14 protein-coding genes are annotated in these 21,117 nt (G+C 67.4%); 8 read left to right on the forward strand and 6 right to left on the reverse strand.

The window, feature by feature from the left end; genetic code table 11:
- Positions 1 to 3 precede the first annotated feature (3 nt).
- The 3 genes from J7500_RS13670 to J7500_RS13680 form a co-directional block, all read right to left on the reverse strand.
- On the reverse strand, positions 4 to 1,644 hold the full coding sequence (locus tag J7500_RS13670) for a glycoside hydrolase family 43 protein (RefSeq protein WP_294062354.1): 1,641 nt from the start codon (positions 1,642 to 1,644) through the stop codon (positions 4 to 6).
- 170 nt (positions 1,645 to 1,814) lie between these two features.
- The gene (locus J7500_RS13675) at positions 1,815 to 3,320 is read right to left on the reverse strand and encodes a tryptophan halogenase family protein (RefSeq protein ID WP_294062355.1); all 1,506 of its coding nucleotides are present in this window, start codon (positions 3,318 to 3,320) and stop codon (positions 1,815 to 1,817) included.
- 8 nt (positions 3,321 to 3,328) lie between these two features.
- A complete protein-coding gene (locus J7500_RS13680) occupies positions 3,329 to 4,864 on the reverse strand; it encodes a tryptophan halogenase family protein (RefSeq protein WP_294062356.1) in 1,536 nt (511 codons plus the stop codon).
- A gap of 379 nt (positions 4,865 to 5,243) precedes the next feature.
- Between J7500_RS13680 and J7500_RS13685 the strand changes: the two genes are divergently transcribed.
- Both J7500_RS13685 and J7500_RS13690 read left to right on the forward strand, forming a co-directional pair.
- A complete protein-coding gene (locus J7500_RS13685) occupies positions 5,244 to 8,642 on the forward strand; it encodes a TonB-dependent receptor (RefSeq protein ID WP_294062357.1) in 3,399 nt (1,132 codons plus the stop codon).
- 89 nt (positions 8,643 to 8,731) lie between these two features.
- On the forward strand, positions 8,732 to 9,745 hold the full coding sequence (locus J7500_RS13690) for a cupin-like domain-containing protein (protein ID WP_294062358.1): 1,014 nt from the start codon (positions 8,732 to 8,734) through the stop codon (positions 9,743 to 9,745).
- Positions 9,746 to 9,782: 37 nt separating this feature from the next.
- On the opposite strand, the gene J7500_RS13695 is transcribed toward J7500_RS13690, so the two are convergent.
- Positions 9,783 to 11,888, reverse strand: a complete 2,106-nt coding sequence (locus J7500_RS13695) for an alpha-glucuronidase family glycosyl hydrolase (RefSeq protein WP_294062359.1) — start codon at positions 11,886 to 11,888, stop codon at positions 9,783 to 9,785.
- A 206-nt stretch (positions 11,889 to 12,094) separates the two neighbouring features.
- Here J7500_RS13695 and manD point away from each other — a divergent pair, with 206 nt between their 5' ends.
- From manD to J7500_RS13715, 4 genes are all read left to right on the forward strand, one after another.
- Complete coding sequence (gene manD / locus J7500_RS13700) at positions 12,095 to 13,306, forward strand: D-mannonate dehydratase ManD (RefSeq protein WP_294062360.1); 1,212 nt, start codon at positions 12,095 to 12,097, stop codon at positions 13,304 to 13,306.
- 12 nt (positions 13,307 to 13,318) lie between these two features.
- Entirely contained in the window at positions 13,319 to 14,467 is a 1,149-nt protein-coding gene (locus J7500_RS13705; RefSeq protein WP_294062361.1) for an endo-1,4-beta-xylanase, read from the forward strand.
- A 119-nt stretch (positions 14,468 to 14,586) separates the two neighbouring features.
- Positions 14,587 to 15,591, forward strand: a complete 1,005-nt coding sequence (locus tag J7500_RS13710) for an AAA family ATPase (RefSeq protein ID WP_294062362.1) — start codon at positions 14,587 to 14,589, stop codon at positions 15,589 to 15,591.
- Position 15,592: 1 nt separating this feature from the next.
- Positions 15,593 to 16,528, forward strand: a complete 936-nt coding sequence (locus J7500_RS13715; RefSeq protein ID WP_294062363.1) for a 1-phosphofructokinase family hexose kinase — start codon at positions 15,593 to 15,595, stop codon at positions 16,526 to 16,528.
- Here the strand turns inward: J7500_RS13715 and J7500_RS13720 are convergent.
- Positions 16,504 to 16,833 carry a helix-turn-helix domain-containing protein gene (locus tag J7500_RS13720; RefSeq protein WP_294062365.1) on the reverse strand — a complete coding sequence of 110 codons (330 nt, stop codon included), beginning with the start codon at positions 16,831 to 16,833 and terminating at the stop codon, positions 16,504 to 16,506. The two genes, J7500_RS13715 and J7500_RS13720, sit on opposite strands and share 25 nt — an antisense overlap.
- A gap of 181 nt (positions 16,834 to 17,014) precedes the next feature.
- Between J7500_RS13720 and J7500_RS13725 the strand changes: the two genes are divergently transcribed.
- Both J7500_RS13725 and J7500_RS13730 read left to right on the forward strand, forming a co-directional pair.
- Complete coding sequence (locus J7500_RS13725; RefSeq protein ID WP_294062366.1) at positions 17,015 to 17,596, forward strand: alpha-ketoglutarate-dependent dioxygenase AlkB; 582 nt, start codon at positions 17,015 to 17,017, stop codon at positions 17,594 to 17,596.
- A gap of 176 nt (positions 17,597 to 17,772) precedes the next feature.
- Positions 17,773 to 18,960: a dipeptidase gene (locus J7500_RS13730; RefSeq protein WP_294062367.1), complete on the forward strand. Its 1,188-nt coding sequence runs from the start codon at positions 17,773 to 17,775 to the stop codon at positions 18,958 to 18,960.
- A gap of 54 nt (positions 18,961 to 19,014) precedes the next feature.
- On the opposite strand, the gene J7500_RS13735 is transcribed toward J7500_RS13730, so the two are convergent.
- Positions 19,015 to 21,105, reverse strand: coding sequence for a response regulator (locus J7500_RS13735; RefSeq protein WP_294062368.1), 2,091 nt, complete (start codon positions 21,103 to 21,105; stop codon positions 19,015 to 19,017).
- Between the last annotated feature and the right edge of the window lie 12 nt (positions 21,106 to 21,117).

The raw sequence follows: 21,117 nt of genomic DNA on the forward strand, positions 1-21,117 counted from the left end.
CCCCTATTCCCCCTTCTCCGCGAACACCCCGAACACTGCGCCGACGAAGCCGCCGGCGGTCTTGGTGCTGAGGATGGTGCCGTCGATCGTGCCGATCTCGGTCCAGCGGCCGGGCTTCGTCGCATAGGCGAAGCTGTATTTGTCGCCTGCCGCCGTGACGCGGAGGTGCACCGGCGCACCGGGCTTCACGTCGAGCGGTACCGCGCCAAGGGTGGCGCCACCCGCGGGCTGCTTCTCCCCTGCCCGCCATTCGAGCGCCACCACCGGCTTGCCCCCGCGCCGCGTGACGGCGATCGAGGCCCAATATTGATCGTTCTGGAACGCCGCCAGCCCGGCCTTGTCGCCGTCGCGCTGGGGCGTGAAGCGCACCACCGTCTCGGCGCTGGCATTCATGTGCTGCTGGCGGCGCGCGAGGAACGAGGGATTGGCATTGTCGCCCAGCCCCGCCGTCCGCGCGTCGAGGACCAGCGCGCCCTTGTCGAACGCGTACCAGCGCTCGCGCGGGTTGCGGAGCATCAGCCAGCGGAGCGGCAACGCCGTGCCGTCGAACTCGTCACGCACGGTGAACGCGCCGCTGGTCGGCAGCTTGGGCTTCGGCTGGGCGGGGAGCGCTGGACGAGCGTGGACGAAGGGGATCGCCTGGCCCGGGCGCGTGATGCGCGGCCAGCCATTCTCCCAGGTCACCGGCATCAGGAAGGTCTCGCGACCGGTGTTGTAATAGTCGCCGGTATAAGGGCGCACCGCGAGGAAGGTCGCCCACCAGTCGCCCTTCTGCGTCTGGACCAGCTCGGCATGGCCCGCCGAAGTGATCGGATTGGCGCGGTCACGCGGCAAGTCGCGCTGGGTGAGGATCGGGTTGGCCGGGTTGGGCGTGTAAGGCCCGGTGACGCTCTTCGAGCGCAGGATCACCTGGCTGTGTCCCTCGGCGGTGCCGCCTTCGGCGCAGCTCAGATAATACCAGCCATCCTTCTTGAAGATGTGCGGCCCCTCGATCCAGATCGGCTTCTTCGAGAAGTCGACGCCGCCGTTGACCAGCACTTTCCGGGGCCCGATCGTCTTGAGGTTGGCGAGGTCGAACTCCTGCACCCAGATCGCGCGGTGCCCCTCATATTGCGGCGTGCCTTCGGGCGGGCCGTTGTTGAGGATCCAGGTGCGGCCGTCGTCGTCGAAGAACAGCGATGGATCGATCCCACCGTCGAGCTCGGGCAGCCACACCGGATCGGACCACGGGCCCGCCGGGTTCTTCGCGGTGACCACGAAATTGCCGCCGCAATCGACGCAGGTGTTGAGAATGTAGAAGGTGCCGTTCTTCGCCTGGATCGTCGGCGCGAACACGCCGCGCGAGAGGCCGAGATTCTTGAAATCGAGCTGGCCCGGCCGATCGATCGCATTGCCGATCTGGGTCCAGTTGACCAGGTCACGGCTGCGGAAGACCGGGATGCCCGGGAAATAGCCGAAGGTGGAGGTGACGAGATAATAATCCTCCCCCACCCGCGTGACGCTGGGATCGGGGTGGAAGCCCTGGAGGATCGGGTTGCGATACTCGCCGGGCCCGGCCTTGTAGAGGCTGTCGACCGGGTCGGCGCCGCGATATTCGAACCAGTCGAACCGCGCCTGCTGCGCCGCGGCGGGCGTGGCGAGCACGAGCGCCGCCGCCGGAAGTTGACAAAGTAGACGCCCCAACGCGGGCGCATGCGCGGGTACGCACGTGCGCACATACGCGTACGCACGCGAGAGAAGGTTGATGGTCCGCTTCGAGTCCATGTTCAGCCTCATAACCAAATTGGTTCGTATGGGGAAATTGTCTTCACCGATCATGCCGCGCAGTTCTGTCGGATGAAGTCGCGGTGCCTAGGCATGTAATCGGCGGAGTTGGCGATAGCCTCGCGGATGTGGGCCAGGCGCGAGCGTGTCTCGCCGAGGCTCATCACATCGGCGACCGGATCGTGCGACTGCGCCTTCATCAGCTGGCCGTGCATCACTGCGAACCAGCTCGTGTCGTTGAACAGCTCCTCGTTCTCGCGGAAGCAGCGACCGTGGCTGCGGAAGACGCGCATCTTCTCGGCGAGCCGTTCGGGAATCTCCATCGTGCGGCAATAGTCCCAGAAGGGCGAATCGCTGCGCTCGGTCGCATGGTAATGGAGGATGAGGAAGTCGCGGATCTCCTCGTAATCGGTCGTCATGATCCGGTTGAACCGGTCGATATCGGCCTGATTGAAGCCGCGATCGGGGAACATGGTGAGGAAGCGCGAGAGGCCGCTCTGGATCAGCCAGATCGCCGTCGATTCGAGCGGCTCGAGGAAGCCGCCGGCGAGCCCCATGGCGACGCAGTTCTTGACCCAGAGCTTGTTGCGATGGCCGGTGCGGAACGGCACCGTGCGCGGATCGGCGAGCGGCTCGCCGTCGAGGTTGGCGAGCAGGATCGCGGTCGCCTCATCGTCGCTCATGTACTTCGAGCTGAAGACATGGCCGTTGCCGATGCGGTGCTGGAGCGGGATACGCCACTGCCAGCCGGCCTTGCGCGCGGTGCAGCGGGTATAGGGCGTCCATTCGTCGACGCTGGCGCAGGGCACCGCGATCGCGCGGTCGCAGGGGAGATAGTGCGACCAGTCGGTATAGCCGGCCTTGAGCGCCTGCTCGATGATGAGGCCGCGGAAGCCCGAGCAGTCGACGAACAAGTCGGCCTCGACCTCGGTGCCGTCCTGCATCACCACCGATTGGACGAAACCGTCGTGCCCACGCAGCTTGACGTCGACGACCCTGCCCTCGCGCCGCACCACGCCGCGCTCCTCGGCATAGCGGCGCAGGAACTTGGCGTAGAGCCCCGCATCGAAGTGGAAGGCATAGGCGATGTCGGAGAGCGGCGAATTGCCCGCGTCGATCGCGCGCATGAACTTGTTCCCCCGCGCCGCCTGCGCCTGGAGCGAGAAGGCGTCGATGTCGGGCGCCTCGCCCAGCTCGTGCAGCCGCAGGAAATAGGCGTGGAAGGACACGCCCTGCATGTCGAGGCCGTACTTGCCGAAGGGGTGGAAATAGGTGTGCCCCACCCTGCCCCAGTCGACGAACTGGATGCCGAGCTTGAAGCTGCCCTTGGTCTCGCGGACGAACTGGTTCTCGTCGAGCCCGAGCATGCGGTTGAAGGTCGCCATCTGCGGGATGGTCGCCTCGCCCACGCCGATGATGCCGATCTCGTCGGATTCGATCAGCGTGATGTTCGCATATTGCGAGCCGAGGATGCGCGAGAAGGTCGCCGCGGTCATCCAGCCAGCGGTGCCGCCGCCGACGATGACGATGCTGCGGATGCGATTGTCTTCGGTCATTCGAGTCCTCAACGGGCGGCCGCGACCACCGCGGGCGCGGGCGGTGCGGCGGGACAATGGCGGGCGAGATAGTCGGAATGGCGCGGCATGGCCTCGGTCGTGCGCGCGAACACGGTGCGGATGCGCTCTGCCATGGCGCGGAGCTGGTCGAGGTCGAGCGCGTCGACCAGCGGGTCCCAGCCCTGCGGCGTCACCCCCTGCCCGCGCAACACCGCGATCCAGCTCGCCTCGGCGAACAGCTCGTCATCGTGGCGGAAGATGCGGCCGCGGTTGCGGAACAGCGCCATGCGGCGGGTGAGGCTTTCGGGCACCTCCATCTCGCGGACGTGGCGCCAGAGCTCGCCGGGCCGCGCGTTCGCCTTGTAATGGAGGATGACGAAATCGCGGACCTGCTCGTACTGGCGCCGCATCAGATCATTGTAGGTGTCGCGCTCGGCATCGCCCCAGCCGCGATCGGGGAGCAGCGCGAGCAGGCGCGTTATCCCGGCCTGGATCAAGTGGATGCTGGTCGATTCGAGCGGCTCGAGGAAGCCCGAGGACAGGCCGAGCGCGACGCAGTTGCGGTTCCACGAGAGCTTGCGGCGCCCGGTGGTGAAGCGCAGGTGCCGCGGATCGGCGAGCGCGGGGCCGTCCAGATTGGCGAGCAAGGTCGCGGCCGCCTCGTCGTCCGAGAGGTGCGCGCTCGAATAGACATAGCCGTTGCCGGTGCGGTGCTGGAGCGGGATGCGCCACTGCCAGCCGGCCTCACGCGCAGTGGCGCGGGTATAGGGCGTCGGCTCGCCGACATTGGCCGACGGCACGGCGACGGCGCGGTCGCACGGCAGCCAGTGGCTCCATTCCTCATAGCCGGTGTGGAGCGCCTCCTCGATCAGCAGGCCACGGAAGCCCGAGCAATCGAGGAACAACTCGCCTTCGATCCGCTCGCCGCTCTCGAGCTTCACCGCTTCGATGAAGCCGTCGGTGCCGCGGAGCTCGACGTCGGTGATCCGCCCTTCGCGCCGCACCACGCCGCGGCGCTCCGAATAGGCGCGCAGATAAGCGGCATAGAGCGAGGCGTCGAAATGATAGGCCTGGACGACGCTGGAGAGCGGCGAGGCCGGGTCGCTCGAAGGCGCGGCATAACGGTTGCGATGGGCGGCGGTGGCGCAGAGGCTGTATTCCTCGAGCCCACCGGCCATGCCCAGCGCGTGGAGCTTCTGCCAGATCTGGTGGAAGCGCACGCCCTCGATGTCGAAGCCGAACTCGCCGAAGGGGTGCATGTAGCGCGAGCCCGGGCCCATCCAGTCGACGAACTCGATGCCGAGCTTCATCGATCCCTGAGTGCGCGCGAGAAAGTCGTTCTCATCGATGCCGAGCATCGCGTTGAAGGTTCGGATCGGCGGGATCGTCGCCTCGCCTACGCCGACGATGCCGATCGCGTCCGATTCGACCAGCGTGACCGAGATGCCGGCGCGAGTCAGCCGCGACAGCGCGCCCGCGGCCATCCAGCCGGCAGTCCCGCCACCGACGATGACGATGCTGCTGATGGAGTCGCGCGCGCTCATCGATCGAATGCCCCCGCCTGGCTGGAGATGCGTGCCTCCAGCGTAGCGCCGAGCTGCGCGCCCGAACAGCGCGGCCTTTTTCGCGTGCCGTGCATGCGGCCGCGCTCCCTGGACATCCCCGCTACCCCTCTCCTTCCGGAATGTTAGCGCTCACTTTCTTTACGGGTCAACCGCCCGAAGGCGGGCCCAAGATCAGTAAAACGCGCGCCTCGAACCATTGTGCAGCGCAGCGAAAGCGTTGCAAAATAACCACAATCCGCAACTGTCTCAGAACCGTAACACTGAAGGCTTGATCTTTGCGAGGAGCCCAATCTAGGTTGGGTCGCAAATAATAATATGCGCGATTTTGGTAGCGCTAACACAGGGGAGGCACAGCTTGATGCGCAAGCATTCCATGATTCACGCCAGCGATCGGAGCGTCAGGCTTCGCACCGGGCTGCTCTGCGCGGGCGTTTCCGCCGCGGCGCTCTGCCTGGGGATCACGCCGGCCTGGGCGCAGACCGAGGCCTCGCCCACCCAGACCACGCCGCCGGCCGCACAGACCGCCGACGAAGCCGCCGTGCAGGATGCGCAGACCGAGGACGCGATCGTCGTCACCGGCTATCGCCAGTCGCTGCAGAGCGCGCAGCAGATCAAGAAGAATTCGGACGTAATCGTCGACTCGGTGACCGCCGAGGACATCGGCGCGCTTCCCGACCGCTCGGTCACCGAGACGCTGCAGCGCATCCCGGGCGTCGCGATCAACCGCTTCGCCGCCGGCGTCGACCCTGACCACTTCTCGGTCGAGGGATCGGGCGTAGTCGTGCGCGGCCTCACCTATGTCCGCTCCGAGTTCAACGGCCGCGAGGCGTTCAGCGCCAACAACGGCCGTGCGCTGAGCTTCGCCGACGTCCCGTCCGAGCTGATGGGCGGTGTCGACGTGTTCAAGTCGCCCTCGGCCGACCGCGTCGAGGGGGGCATCGCCGGCGTGGTCAACCTGCGCACGCGCAAGCCGTTCGATTCCAAGGGGCTGGTCGTCTCGGCCTCGGCCGAGCTCAACTATGGCGACTTCGCCGAGCAGCCAAGCGCCAATCTCAACGCACTGATCAGCAACCGCTGGCAGACCGGGATCGGCGAGATCGGGCTTCTCGCCAGCGCCTCATATTCGAACCTGAAGAGCCGGGCCGACCGTCTCCAGGTTTCGAGCTTCCGCGTCCGCAACCTCTATTCGGACGGCGATGTCGTCGACAACGGCGGCGGCGCAACCGTGGCCGACCGCGTGCTCTTCCCGCGCGGCGCCGTGATCGGAAACCAGGAATTCGACCGCACCCGCTACGGCTATTCGGCTGCAGCCCAGTGGCGCAGCAACGACGGCTCGATGGAAGCCGTGTTCCAGTTCCTGCGCTCGGATGCGCGGCAGGCCTGGACCGAGCACGCCATGGAGATCGCGACCGACAACGTCTCCAGCAACGGCGACTCGCGCCGCGTGCCGGGCACCACGCTCGACTTCGACGATGACGGCATGTTCGTCAGCGGCGTCATCACCGGCCCGACCGGCTGGCGCGCCGACCAGAACCAGCAAGGCCAGGGCATCCTCGCCCGGGTTCCTATGCTCGGCCTCCAGTCGAACGTCCAGCGCCGCGACCATGACGAGCGCCTGGTCACCGACGATTACGGCTTCAACTTCAAGTGGGACGTGAGCGACCGGCTGGGTCTCACCTTCGACTATCAGCACGTCAAGTCGAGTACCTATCTGATCGACAATGCGCTGTGGAACTCGACCTACCAGAATGCGTCGATCGCGCTCAACGGCAGCGATTTCCCGACCATCGAATTCCTGCCCCCGCAGGTCTGCAATGGCCCCGCAGCCAATTCGCAGAACCCGCCGGGCGGCGACTTCGACTGCGCCGGGTTCGGCAGCCGCGCCACTGCAGACACCACGCCGGGCCAGCAATATGCGCCCAATTATTTCGGTGCGGGCCACACCAGCTTCACCGATCCGTTCAACAGCTTCCCGCGTGCGGCGATGGATCATATCGAGGACAGCGACGGCAATTCGGATGCCGCCCGCATCGACCTCGAATATAGCTTCCCAGACAACAGCTTCCTGAAGTCGATCCGCGCCGGCGTTCGCTACGCCGACCGCGAGCAGACGGCACGCTTCTCCACGTACAACTGGGGTCGCCTGTCCGAGCAGTGGGGCAACAATGGCCCGGTGTGGCTCGATGACAATGTCGACGGCGTCACCGGGGGCAACGGTGGCACGGCGCAACTCGGCGGTTCGAACGAAGCCTATTATTTCGACAACTTCTTCCGTGGGCAGGCGGGCAACCCGCTTGCCGGCCAAGGCCGCCTCTTCTACTCGCTCGACACGGTCAAGAACTACGACGCCTATGTCCGCTACGCGACGCTGGTGAACAACGAGTGGGAGGCGCAGGTCGCCAACTGCCCGAACGACTCCGTGGTGCGCAACGGCGGCTGGAATCCGCTCGCCAATCGCTGCGGCGTCGTGGCCGGCACGCCGTTCCTGCCGGGCGAGATCAATCCGATCAAGGAGACCAACAAGGCCGCGTACATCATGGCGCGGTTCGACAGCGAGTTCGGCAATGGCATGCGCCTCTCCGGCAACGTGGGCGTCCGCTACACCTCGACCAAGCGCAACTCGGAAGGCGTGCAGCAATTCACCTATGGCAGCGTCTACCTGCCGACGGAGGCCACCTGCCTCGCGCCGCCGTCCGACGCGACAGCGGTGGTCCAGGGATTCTGCGCCATGCCGCTGGCCACGCGTACCGCGGTGCGCAATTTCCAGAACGGCGCGCTCGTCGAATCGCCCGGCAAGATCAACTATGACTATTGGCTGCCGAGCGCCAACGTGAAGCTCGAAGTGGGCGGCGGACTCCAGTTCCGAGCGGCCTATTTCAAGGGCGTCGCTCCTCCCAACACGGGCCTGATCCGCAATTATGGCGACGTGCGCGTGAATGCGGTGCAGAATACCAATCCCGACGGCACGCTCATCCCGGGCAGCTTCCGCCTCCAGGCCGATGTCAACCGCGGCAACCCCTTCCTCAAGCCGGTCGAAGCCGACAACTTCGATCTCACTGCGGAATGGTATTTCTCGAACGTCGGCCAGCTCACGGTCTCGGGCTTTTACAAGCGCCTCAAGAACGTGGTGACCAACGAGACCTATCGCAGCACCTACACCAACAACGGCCAGACCTTCGATGCGCTGATCACCAATCCGGGCAATGCGACGGAGACCGGCACGATCAAGGGCGTCGAAGTTGCCTATCAGCAGACGTTCGACTTCCTGCCGGGCTTCCTCAAGGGCTTCGGTGTCCAGGCCAACTACACCTACATCGACTCGAGCGGCGTGCCCCAGAGCACGCTCTCCGAGACCGATCCCGACGTGGGTGCCGGCCGCGTGACCACGGTGAAGCTCGAATCGCTGCCGCTGCAGGGCCTGTCGAAGCACAACTTCAACATCACCCCGTTCCTCGACGTGGGCCCGCTCTCGCTGCGTGCGACCTATTCGTGGCGGTCGGACTTCCTGCTGACCATCCGCGACGTGATCGTGCCCAACGACCCGATCGTCAACAAGGCGACCGGACAGCTCGATGCGTCGATCTTCTACTCGCTGTCGGACAATGTGAAGATCGGTCTCCAGGGATCGAACCTGCTCAACGAAGTGGTGAAGACTACGGCTGTCGTCAGCGATCCGGACGGCAACAACGTCGAAGTGCCGCGCGGCTGGTACATGAATGACCGCCGCATCTCGGGCATCATGCGCTTCACCTTCTGATCGAAGCGCCATCTGCAAGGAGCGCCGTCGGTATCCACCGGCGGCGCTTTTTGTTTGCCCGGCCTTGGGACCGGGCCATAGGAGAAACCATGCACGCGCTGCCTGCGATCCGTGAAATCGAGAGCGTCACGCCCGAGCGCTTCCGGGAAGAGCTCGTGTCCGGCTATACGCCTGTGGTGATGCGCGGGCTGGTGCGCGACTGGCCGGCAGTGGCAGCAGGCGGGGAGTCGGTCGACGCGCTCTTCGCGCATCTGGCCGGCTTCGACCGCGGAGCCCCGGCGGAGGCCTTTGTCGGGCCGCCGGGGATCCGCGGGCGCTTCTTCTATTCGGACGACCTGCGCGGCTTCAACTTCGAGCGCCGGCGCGGCGGCTTCGGCGAGCTGCTGCGCTACCTGCGCTCGCTGATCGGGCGCGAGGATGCACCCGCGGTCTATGCCGGTGCTGTCGAGACGCCCACCACCCTCCCCGGCTTTGCCGAGGCCAATCCGATGCCGCTGCTCGCCGGGCTGAACGCGACGCCGCGGATCTGGGTGGGCAATGCGAGCACGATCAGCACCCATTTCGACGCATCGGACAATGTCGCCTGCGTGGCGGCCGGCCGCCGGCGCTTCACGCTGTTCCCGCCCGACCAGGTCCACAACCTCTATGTCGGCCCGCTCGACCGCACCGTGGCCGGCCAGCCGGTGAGCATGGTCGAGCTGAACGATCCCGACTTCGACCGCTATCCCCGCTTCCGCGAAGCGCTGGCGGCGGCGCAGAGGGCCGAGCTGGAGCCGGGCGACGCGATCTTCATCCCGGCGCTCTGGTGGCACCAGGTCGAGGCGTCGGGGACCTTCAACGTCCTGGTCAACTACTGGTGGGAGGATTCACCCGACGCCGCCGCGCGCATCGACGCGATGGTGCACGCGGTGCTGACGGTCAGCCACCTGCCCCCTGCCCGCCGCGAGGCCTGGGCGGCGATGTTCGACACCTTCGTGTTCAAGCGCCGCGGCGAGCCCGCGGCGCACCTGCCGCCCGAGCACCGCAGCGTGCTGGGCGAACCGACGCCCCGGCTGCGGGACTATATCCGGGCGTATCTGATGCGCGGGTTGCAGCGGCCCTAAACGCCCCTCCCTGAAAGGGAGGGGGCTTACCCATCGATCACTGCCCCTGCCCAGGGGCGTACGGCGTCTTGATCGCCTTGTACCATTCGAGGTCGTGCGCCGGGGCGGCGTGGCTGGCGGGGAGCGGGCGCTTCGAGACCGACTGGAAATAGGCGATCGAGGCATCGCGCCACCACTGGGCCTCGTCACGCTGGATCGCCAGATAGTCGCGGACTTCTTCCCAGCGGCGCTGGTCGACCTTGTCCCGAAGCGCGTCCCACTGCGTCTGCATCACCGCGACGGTGCCCACGCCGCGATCGTAGCGATAGACCATCTCGTCCCAGACGCTGCGGCCCGAGCGGGTGCGATGCTCCCAGGGGACGTGGTGGAACCAGAGGAGCAGCTCGTCGGGCACGCGCTTGACGTTGCCGAACACCGCGGCGACCTGTGGTGCATATTGGGCGACGGCGTTGCTGCCGCTGGCGGTACGGTCGAAGCCGATGCCGTGGGCGTCGGCCTTGTGGTAGTAGACGGGGTTCCAGTCGGGCCGTGCGAGGTCCGAGACCCAGGGGCCCGGACCATAATGATGACCGGTCGCCATCACATGGGTGAGCCCCAGAGGCGTCATGTAGTCGACCACCGCCTCCCGCGAGCCCATCATCATCGAGACGATCGGATCGACGAGGGCGGGATCATTGCCCCAGGTCATCTGCGCCCATTCGCGCGCGATCGGCTCGGCCCTGGCCTCGGGATTCCAGGCGAAGCGGCCAAAGGCGTACCAGTTCGCCTGATCGAACTGCGAGCCCGACCAGTTGATGTCGCTGCCGATGTTGGCGACCCCGGCCATGCCGGTGGCGGCGCCGGCGTCGACCGGCTGCTCGAGCACCTTGGCGACGGTGCGGCCCTTAGCCGGACGGAAGGTGTCCGACTGGAGCACCTCCTCCCACATCGTCCCGAGATAGGCGAGGTGCGTCGCGAAGCCGAGATATTCCTTGGTGATCTGGAATTCCATCATCAGCGGCGTCCGGGGCATCGCGCCGAACAGCGGATGGAAGGGCTCGCGCGGCTGGAAATCGATCGCGCCGTTCTTGACCTGGAGAAGGACATTGTCGCGGAACTTGCCGTCGAGCGGCTCGAACTCGGTGAACGCCTGCTTGTGGCGATCGTCGGGGTTCTCGGCGGCATAGACGAAGGCACGCCAGATCACGACGCCGCCATGCGGGGCGAGCGCGTCCGCGAGCATGTTGGCGCCCTCCGCATGCGTGCGCTTGTAATCCGAGGGGCCGGGCTGGCCTTCCGAATTGGCCTTGACCAGGAAGCCGCCGAAATCGGGGATGGTGCGATAGATCTCGTCGGCCTTTGCCTTCCACCAGGCGGCGACCTGCGGATCGAGCGGGTCGGCGGTCTTGAGGCCGCCGAGCTCGATCGGCGCGGAGAAGCGTGCGGTCAGATAGACCTTGATGCCATAGGGGCGGAACACCTCGGCCAGCGCCTTCACCTTCTCCAGCCATTCGGGCCGGAGCACGTCGGCATTGGCGTTGACGTTGGTCAGCACGGTGCCGTTGATGCCGATCGAGGCATTGGCGCGGGCGTAATCGGTGTAGCGCGGGTCCTTGTAGCGGGGCAGCTTCTGCCAGTCCCAGATCGACTGGCCGGCATAGCCGCGCTCGACATGGCGGTTGAGATTGTCCCAATGGTTGAGGACACGAATCTTGAGCTTCGGCGCGTCGGTGATGTCGAGATTGTCGAGCGGCTGACGCGTCTGCATCAGCTTGAGGAAGCGGAAGACGCCGTAGAGCACGCCCACGTCCTGATTGGCGGCGATCACGGTGACGCGCTTGCCGGCAATCGTCGCGCTGCGGATCAGATAGCCCTCGGGCCCAAGGCCGGCGAGCGGCAGGTTGAGCGGCGCAATCAACGGCGAAGCCCCGGTTCCGAGGACGATGGCGCCGTCGCCCATCACGGTCTCGCGCCGGACCAGCTCATAGCCCAGCATGCCCTCGACCCCGCGGCTCAGCTCGTCGGCAGCGGCGAGGAGCGTGGGGCGATTCGAGACCGTGAAGTGCGTCATCTGCGCGGCGTAGCGCGCCTTCCACACGGGCTCGACCGGCTGATAGCGCAGCCAGAGGTCGTAGCCGGTCTCGGCGCGGGCGTGGGGGGTCATTCCGAGCGCTACGAAAAGAAGCGCAACCAAAGCAAATATCTGCCGCATCATCATCCTCTGTGGACCCGGAACGTTTCCCGCCGTTGACAAGCCGATAGCAGCTTCGCAATGGTAGCGCTACCAAGGCGCAGACCGGGAATGCGCGCAACAGGAGAGGTAGATGCGCGTCACCAGCGCCATGCGCCACCGCGGCGGAGTTGCCGTGAATGGCTGAGATCAAATCGGCACGCGTGATCGTCACCTGTCCCGGGCGTAATTTCGTCACGCTCCGCATCGAGACCAGCGACGGAGTTTATGGCCTGGGCGACGGCACGCTCAATGGCCGCGAGCTGGCGGTTGCCGCCTATCTCAACGACCATGTCATCCCCTGCTTGATCGGCCGCGACGCGCACCGGATCGAGGATATCTGGCAGTATCTCTACAAGGGCGCATACTGGCGCCGCGGCCCGGTCACGATGAGCGCAATCGCCGCGGTCGACATGGCGCTGTGGGACATCAAGGGCAAGGTCGCCGGGCTGCCGGTGTACCAGCTCCTCGGCGGTGCGAGCCGAGAGGGCTGCATGGTCTATGGCCATGCCAATGGCGCGACGATCGAGGAGACGATCGAGCGCGCGATCGAGCACCGCGAGCAGGGCTTCAAGGCGATCCGCCTTCAGGCCGGCGTGCCGGGGCTCAAGGCGACGTACGGCGTCGCCAAGCCGGGCCAGCGCTACGAGCCCGCCGACGCTGCGCTGCCGACCGAGAGCCTGTGGTCGACCGAGAAATATCTCCGCTCGGTGGCGCCTTTGTTCGAGAAGGCACGCGAGGTGCTGGGCTGGGACGTGCACCTGCTCCACGACGTCCACCACCGGCTGACGCCGATCGAGGCGGGGCGACTGGGCAAGGAGCTGGAGCCCTATCGCCTGTTCTGGATGGAGGATCCGACGCCGGCCGAGAACCAGGCGGGCTTCCGCCTGATCCGCCAGCACACCACGACGCCGATCGCCGTCGGAGAGATCTTCAATTCGATCTGGGACGCCAAGCAGCTCATCGAGGAGCAGCTGATCGACTATGTCCGCGCGACGATCGTCCATGCGGGCGGGCTCACGCACGTGCGCCGCATCGCCGCGCTCGCCGACCTATATCAAGTGCGCACCGGCTGCCACGGCGCGACCGACCTTTCGCCGGTGACGATGGCGGCGGCTCTGCACTTCGGCATCTCGGTGCCCAATTTCGGGGTGCAGGAGCTGATGCCGCACACCGAGCTGACCGACGCGGTCTTCCCGCACGCCTATCGCTATGCCGATGGCATGATGCACCCGGGCGACAAACCGGGCCTGGGCGTCGAGATCGACGAAGTGCTCGCGGCGAAGCACGAATATAAGCGTGCCTATCTGCCGGTCGCGCGGCTGGAAGACGGGACGCTGTTCAACTGGTGAAGGAAACGGGCGATGGCGGGACTGACACGCCGCGAGATGCTGGCCTCCGCTGCGGCGCTGGCGGCCGCACCCGCGGCGTTCGCCCAAGGGGCGCCGCCGTCGATCAATGCCCTCGCCCGGGCCAAGGGAATGCGGTTCGGCTCGTGCGTGGCGTGGAGCCCGGCGGGCGCCGACCGCGGGTCCTTCGCCAATCCCGCCTACGCCGCGCTGCTGGAGCGCGACTGCGGCATTCTGGTGCCCGAGAACGAGTTCAAGTGGCAGGCGCTGCGGCCCGACGCCAAACACTTCGATGTCGCGCGCTTCGCCGACCTGCTCGACTATGCCGAAGCCAAGGGCATGGCGATGCGCGGCCACACCTTGTTGTGGCACAAGACGCAATATTTCCCGAAGTGGCTGAATAGCCATGACTTCGGGTCGAGCCCGCGGGCGAGCGCGGAGAAGCTGCTGGGCGACCATATCGCCACGCTCTGCCGGCTCTACGGCGACCGGATCGCCAGCTTGGACGTGGTCAACGAGACGATCGACGAGAAGACCGGCGCGCAGCGCGAGAGCGCGCTTTCGCGGGCGTTCGGCAGCGCCGATGCGATGGTCGATCACGCCTTTCACGCGGCGCGCGCCGGGGCGCCCAAGGCCCAGCTGGTCTACAACGATTACATGAGCTGGGAGCCGGGCAACGAGACCCACCGCGCAGGCGTGCTCCGGCTGCTCGAGGGCTTTCGCAAGCGCGGCGTGCCGGTGGATGCGCTGGGCGTGCAGTCGCACATCGGGCTGTACGGCGACGGCAGCGTGGCCCAGACCGTGGCGCGGCAGGAGAAGCCGTGGCGCGCCTTTCTCGATGCGGTGACCGGCATGGGCTACAAGCTCGTGATCACCGAGCTGGACGTGAACGACAAGGCGCTGACCGGCGACCTGTCCACGCGCGACCGGGCGGTGGCGGACTATGCCGGGGCCTATCTCGACATCATGTTCGCCTATCCGCAGCTCCGCGACGTGCTGGTCTGGGGAATGAGCGACAAGTACAATTGGCTGCAGGGCTTCAGCAAACGCGCGGACGGCGCGCCGCTGCGGCCGAGCCCCTATGACGCGGGGTTCCGCCCCAAGCCGCTGCATGCCGCGATCGCGCGGAGCTTCGCCGCGGCGCCGGCGCGCGGCAACGGTTGAAGCGGCCGGCTGCGGATACAAGATTGGCCTCAGCGGGCGTGCCGGGGCTATAGCTGCCGTTCAGGTAGGCACTGCTAGTCTCGTGCGCCTGTGACCAGGCGATAACGAGGGGGAATGCGATGGCGGCGAGCGCCGCGACGGAGATGGCGACATTCGAGGCCCTGCTCGGCCGCGGCGGGCTCGACCCGTCGGCCGTGCATCGGCTGGCCGACCGGATCGGCGCCGCGCACATCGCCGCTGCGCCCGCAGACGGCACCGCCTTCCGCCGTCGGCTCGCCGCGCTCGCGACCAGCCCCGAACAGCGCGCCGAGCTGGAGCGGCGCCAGGCCGTTGTGGTGCGGCGCGCGCAGATCGGCCGCGTGCGGGCGCTGCCGGAGGGCCCGTCGGACCTGCTGTTCGATCTCGCGCGGCCGCTGATGGAGCTGGTCCGCCACGACCAGCCCGCCGACGCCAACATCCTTGCCAACCGCTATCTCGACGTGACTCCGCAGGGCGCCACCGGCTGGTCGCTGCTGCCGCTGTTCCTTTCGCTGCGCGCCTCTGCCGCAGGCGACCCGGCGCTGGCCGAGGCCGTGCTCAAGCCCTGCCCGCCCCGGCTGGTCGCGATCGGCGGGCTTTCGGGGACGGGCAAGTCGACGCTGTCGCGCCTGCTCGGCCACCGGTTGGGCCGCGCGCCCGGCGCCCGCGTGCTGCGCTGGGACGTGTTCTGCAAGCGGCTCCAGGGGCTGCCGCCGGAGAAGCGGCTGCCCCCCAGGCATTATACCCGGCAGACCGACATGGAGACCTATGAGGCCATGTTCGAATCGGCCCAGGATCATCTGGAATGCGGCACGCCGGTGATCCTCGACGCGGTGTTCATGAGCCGCAGCGAGCGCGAAGTGGCGCAGGCGCTGGCGGCGCGGGCGCGCGTGCCGTTCACGGGCATATGGCTCGAAGCGCCCGAGCAGGAACGCGTGGCGCGGGTGCGCGAGCGCTTGCACGACGCGTCGGATGCGGATGAAAGAGTAGTGCGAGAACAGTCGAAACGGTCCGTGGGCGATCTGTTCGGCTGGCACCGTATGCGCGTCAATCGCCCGCTGGAAACGATCGTCGCCGCGGCCCGCGGCGCTTTGGAGCGACGCTGACATGGAGAGGATCGCGACCGTCACGCTCAACCCTGCGCTGGACGTGAACACCACCACCGAGAAGGTGCGCCCGACGAACAAGCTGCGCTGCACCGCGCCCGAGCTCGAACCCGGCGGCGGCGGGATCAACGTGGCGCGCGTGCTCCATGCGCTGGGCGCCGAAGTGACCGCGATCTTCCCGAGCGGCGGGGCGCCGGGCGCGACGATCGAGAAGCTGCTGCGCGACGTCGGCGTGCCGATCGTGCCTGTGCCGATCGCTGGCACCACGCGCGAGAGCATCGCGGTGGAGGAGACCAGCACGGGAGCGCAATTCCGCTTCGTGCTGCCGGGGCCGGCGCTGTTCCCCGACGATCTGGAGCATCTCTTCCAGGCGCTTCGCGACTTGCCCGCGCCGCCTACTTGCCTGGTGCTGAGCGGCAGCCTGCCCCCGGGCTGCGACCCCTCGGTGCTGGCGCGGCTGGCCGAATTCTGCCGTGGCGCCAACGAGAAGCTGGTGATCGACACCTCGGGGCCGGCGCTCGCCGGCTGCGAAGGCGCGCGGGCCTATCTGATCAAGCCGAGCCTGCGCGAGCTGGAGGAGCTGATCGGCCGCAAGCTCGGGGGAGAGGCCGACGAAGCCGCGGCCGCGCAGGAGCTGGTGGCGCGCGATTTCGCCGAAGTGGTGGTGGTCTCGCTCGGCGGCCGCGGGGCGCTGCTCGCCAGCGCGGACGAGACGATCCGCATGGCTGCCTTGCCAGTCCCGCCCGGCGGAGGCACGGTCGGTGCCGGCGACGCGATGGTGGCGGCGCTCACCCTCGCCACGGCGCGCGGCTATGCGCTGGCCGACGCGCTGCGCTTCGGTGTGGCGGCAGGTGCGGCGGCGCTGATGACGCCCCCGGCCGAACTGGTCCGCCGGGAAGACGTCGAGCGGCTCTACGCGACGGCTTCGACAGGCTGACGCGCGGGCGCAGGCTCGGCCTCGGGTGCGGCGCAGAACAGGCCGTGAAGCGCCTTGAGCATGTGGAGCGCCTCTTCGCTGGCGAGCGAATAGAAGATCATCTGCCCGGCGCGGCGCGAGGCGACCATCTTCTCGCGGCGGAGCAGCGCGAGCTGCTGCGACACGGCGGTGTCGCGCGCACCCGTCAGCCGGGCGAGCTCGCCCACCGACTTCTCGCCATCGAGGAGATGGCACAACAGCAGCAAGCGGCTTCGGCCCGAGAGCGCTTTCAGGAAAGCCGAAGCGCGGTCGACCGTGGCAATCATTTCTTCCTTCACGGGGCAAACCGCTATGCCCAGACGTTGATAGTTGCAACCGGTATCAACTGGAAAACGGGTAATAAATCAGGCGAATAGCTTAGAGAACATGAAGATTTCGAGCGCCGGAAACACACCAGCAACAGACTGCAACGCGCGCAGCAACCAAGGCTCCGTCATGACGTCATCCATGGTCGATCTGTTCGGGGAATCCCCGCTATCGGGCTTCACCTATTCTGCCGCGCTGGTCACGCCCGAGGAAGAAGCCGGGCTGATCGCCGGCATCGACGCGTCGGGACTGGCACCGTTCCGCTTCCAGGGCTGGTTGGGCAAGCGGCTGACCGCCAGCTTCGGCTGGCGCTACGACTTCGACGATGCGAGCTTCCGCGAGACCGAGCCGATCCCCGAATGGCTGCACCCGGCGCGTGAAAAGGCGGCATCGCTGGCTGGGCTGACACCGGAGGCGCTCGTCCATGTGCTGCTGACGCGCTACGATCCCGGCGCGGGCATCGGCTGGCATCGCGACCGGCCGGTGTTCGAGCACGTCATCGGCATATCGCTCGGCAATCCCACTACGATGCGCTTCCGCCGACGGCGAGCGGAGGGCGGGTTCGACCGCTTCTCGGCGCCGCTCGCGCCGCGCTCGGCCTATCACCTCTCCGGCGAGGCGCGGCATGACTGGGAGCACAGCATCGCGCCGATGGAAGAACCCCGCTGGTCGATCACATTCCGCAGCCTTTCCGAACGCGGACGGCAGGTCGCGGCGGGCTGAGCCCCGCAATGCTAAGCCGTTGCAACAACTACGCTATTGCTATTCATTCGCATCCGGCCGCAGCCCATAGCCTCGCCGCATGGGCCAGCCGCGATCCTGCTCTCGCCCGATCGCCCGGCGCTCGTTACACCTCTATCGAGCCGTGGCTTCCAGCCGCCCCAAGTCCGAGGTGCCCGATGAAACATGCCGTCCTGCCGATCCTGCTCGCCACTACCGCCTGCGCCGCCACCCATGCGAGCACGCCGCAGGGCGACACGACGCTGCACCAGCGCACGCTGACGCTCGACACCCATCTCGACACGCCAGTCCATTTCGCGCGGCCCGGCTGGAACTTCGGCGAGCGTCACTCGCTCGCGACCGACATCGCCCAGGTCGACCTCGGCCGGATGGATTCGGGCGACCTCGATGGCGGCTTCTTCGCGATCTACACCGAGCAAGGCCCGGTGACGCCCGAAGGCTTCGCCGCGGCCAAGGCCTTCGCCTTCAAACGCCTGGGCGAGATCCACGCGATGCTCGCCAAATTTCCCGACCGGATCGCGCTGGCGACGCGCGCCGATGATGCCGCCCGGATCGACCGCGCGGGCAAGCGCTTCGCCTATATCAGCATCGAGAACAGCTATCCGCTGGGCGAGGACCTGTCGCTGCTCGGCGAATTCTACCGGCAGGGCGTGCGCCTCGCCTCGCCCGTTCACTTCCGCGTCAACCAGTTCGCGGATTCGGCAACCGACAAGCCCAAGTGGAACGGCCTGAGCCCGCTCGGCCGGCAATGGGTGGCCGAGATGAACCGGCTGGGGATGGTGCTCGACGCCAGCCATGCGTCCGACGCCGTGCTCGACCAGATGATCGAATTGTCCAAGACGCCGGTGCTCCTCTCGCACTCCGGGACCAAGGCGATCTACGACCATCCGCGCAACCTGGACGACGCGCGCGTGCGCAAGCTCGCCGCCTCGGGCGGGGCGATCTGCGTCAACAGCGCCTATCTCGCCAAGACCAGGCCCTCGGCGACGCGCAGCGCGCTTTCGGACCAGACCGAGCATATGGCCGAGATGTCGCCGGCCGAGCAGGCCGACCTGACGCGCCGCCTTCGCGCCGCCGAGCAGGCCGAGCCCGCCAACGACGCCGATTTCGAGACCTATATGCGCGCGGTGCTCCACCTGATCCAGGTCGCCGGCGTCGATCATGTATGCTTCGGCGCCGACTGGGACGGCGGCGGCGGCGTGCGCGGCTTCGAGGACATCGACGCGCTGCCCAAGGTCACGGAGCGGCTGCGCGCCGCCGGCTATTCGCCCGCCGACATCGAGAAGATGTGGAGCGGCAACGTGCTGCGGCTGCTGCGCATCGCGGAGCAACACAAGGGGCGGTGAAGGCAAATCCCCTCCCTGCAAGGGAGGGGAAGCCGGACGGGAAGCGGCAAGAGCCTAGGCCCGCCGGCGCTTGCGCTTGGCGTCGGTCCCGCGCTCGACCGCGCCGTGCAGCGCCGCATGGAGCTGCTCGGGGGTGAACGGCTTGGAGAGCACCAGCACGTCGCCGGCATCGGGCGCGGCGGCATGGGGCTCGGCATAGCCGGTGATGATCAGCGCGGGCATGTCTGGCCGCTCGGAACGCAGCTGGCGGACCAGCTCGGCACCCGAGATGCGCGGCATCGCATAGTCGGTGATCAGCACGTCGAACGCGCCGGGGTCCTTCTGGAACAGCTCGAGCGCCTGCGAGCCGTCCATGGCATGGACGACGCCATGGCCCAGATCCTCGAGCAGCGCCGCAGTGGTGGCGCGTACGCCGGCATGGTCGTCGACCAGCAGGATGCGGAAGGTGGCGCTGGCGGCGAGCGGGCTGGAGATCACCAGTTCGGCCTCGCTCGACGCGGGCGCGACGCGCGCACGCGGCAGCCATATCTCGACGCACGTGCCGACGCCGACCGAGCTGTCGACGCGCACCACGCCGCCCGATTGTTTGGCGAAACCATAGACCATCGAGAGGCCGAGCCCGGTGCCCTTGCCCACCGACTTGGTGGTGAAGAAGGGCTCGAGCACCTGCTCGAGCAGCTCGGGCGCGATGCCGCAGCCGGTGTCGCCCACCGCCAGCACGACATATTGGCCGGGCGCGAGATCCTTGCTCCCCGACCCTTCGGCCACTTCGCGGTTGCTGGCGGTGACGGTGACGACGCCGCCCTCCGGCATCGCGTCGCGCGCGTTGATGATCAGGTTCATGAGCGCGAGCTCGAGCTGCGCGGAATCGGCATAGACCGGCGCGAGCGCCTCGCCCAATTCCCATTTGAGCTCGACCAGCCCGCCCAGCGTGTGCGCGAGCAGGTCGGTGACCGACGCGGCGAGGCGCGAAATCTCGATCGCCGCGGGCTCGAGCTTCTGGCGCCGCGCGAAGGCGAGCAGATGCTTGACCAGCTCCGCGCCCTGCTCGGCGGCGTGCCGGGTCATGCCGACGATCTTGCGCTGCTCGTCGTCGAGGGGAACGCGCCGCTCGATCATGCCGAGCCCGCCGAGCACCGCGGCGAGCAGGTTGTTGAAGTCGTGCGCGATGCCGCCGGTGAGCTGGCCGATCGCGTCCATCTTGCGCGCCTGGGTGAGCTGGCTCTCCAGCTCCTTGCGCTCGGTCACGTCAAGCAGCGTGCCGGCATATTCGACCGGATTGCCGGCCGCGTCGCGGAGCAGCACCGCCTGATCGAGGAAATGCTTGTACTCGCCGTCCGCGCACTGCCAGCGATACTCGACCGACAGCGAGCGACCCGAGGGGCGCCCGGCCATCGCCTCGGCCACGCGCGCGCGGTCCTCCGGGTGCAGCCGCTCGATCCACAGCGTGGGCGCGCGCTGGAGGTCCTCGAACGCGAAGCCGGTTAGCGCAGTGAAATTGCCGCTCACGAACTTGGGCACGCGCGGGTTTGCGTTGATCTCCTCGAGATAGAGGATGATCGGCAGCGATTCGATGATCGCGGCCTGGCGCTGCTCGGCCAGGCGCAGCTCCTGCTCGGCACGCAGCCGCTCGGCATTGGCGCGCAGGTTGGCGTCGAGCAGCGCCTGTTCCTGGAGGGCCTTGCGCTGGATCTCGCGCCGCATCGTGTAGAGATCGACGAACACCGCGACCTTCGAGCGCAGCACGGTCGGCTCGACCGGCTTGAACACATAGTCGACCGCGCCCATCGAATAGCCGCGCAGCAGGTGCTGGCTTTCCTTGTTCACCGCCGAGAGGAAGACGATCGGAACGCGCTTGGTCTGCTCGCGCGAGCGGATGATCTGCGCGGTCTCGTAGCCGTCCATGCCGGGCATGAAGACGTCGAGCAGGATCACCGCGAAGTCGGTCTTGAGGAGCTGGCGCAGCGCCTCCTCGCCCGAATTGGCGACGACCACTTCCGCCACTTCCTCGAGCACGCTGGTGATGGCGATGAGGTTGTGCTCGTCGTCGTCCACCACCAGCACGCGCGCCCGCTCGGGCGGCGGGTCGTCCGCCGCGCGCACCAGTTGCGCTTCGGCGATCGCGGCAGATCGGCGCGAGGGCATCTTCGAACTCAT

Source organism: Sphingomonas sp., assembly GCF_017744835.1.
Classification (GTDB): domain Bacteria; phylum Pseudomonadota; class Alphaproteobacteria; order Sphingomonadales; family Sphingomonadaceae; genus Sphingomonas.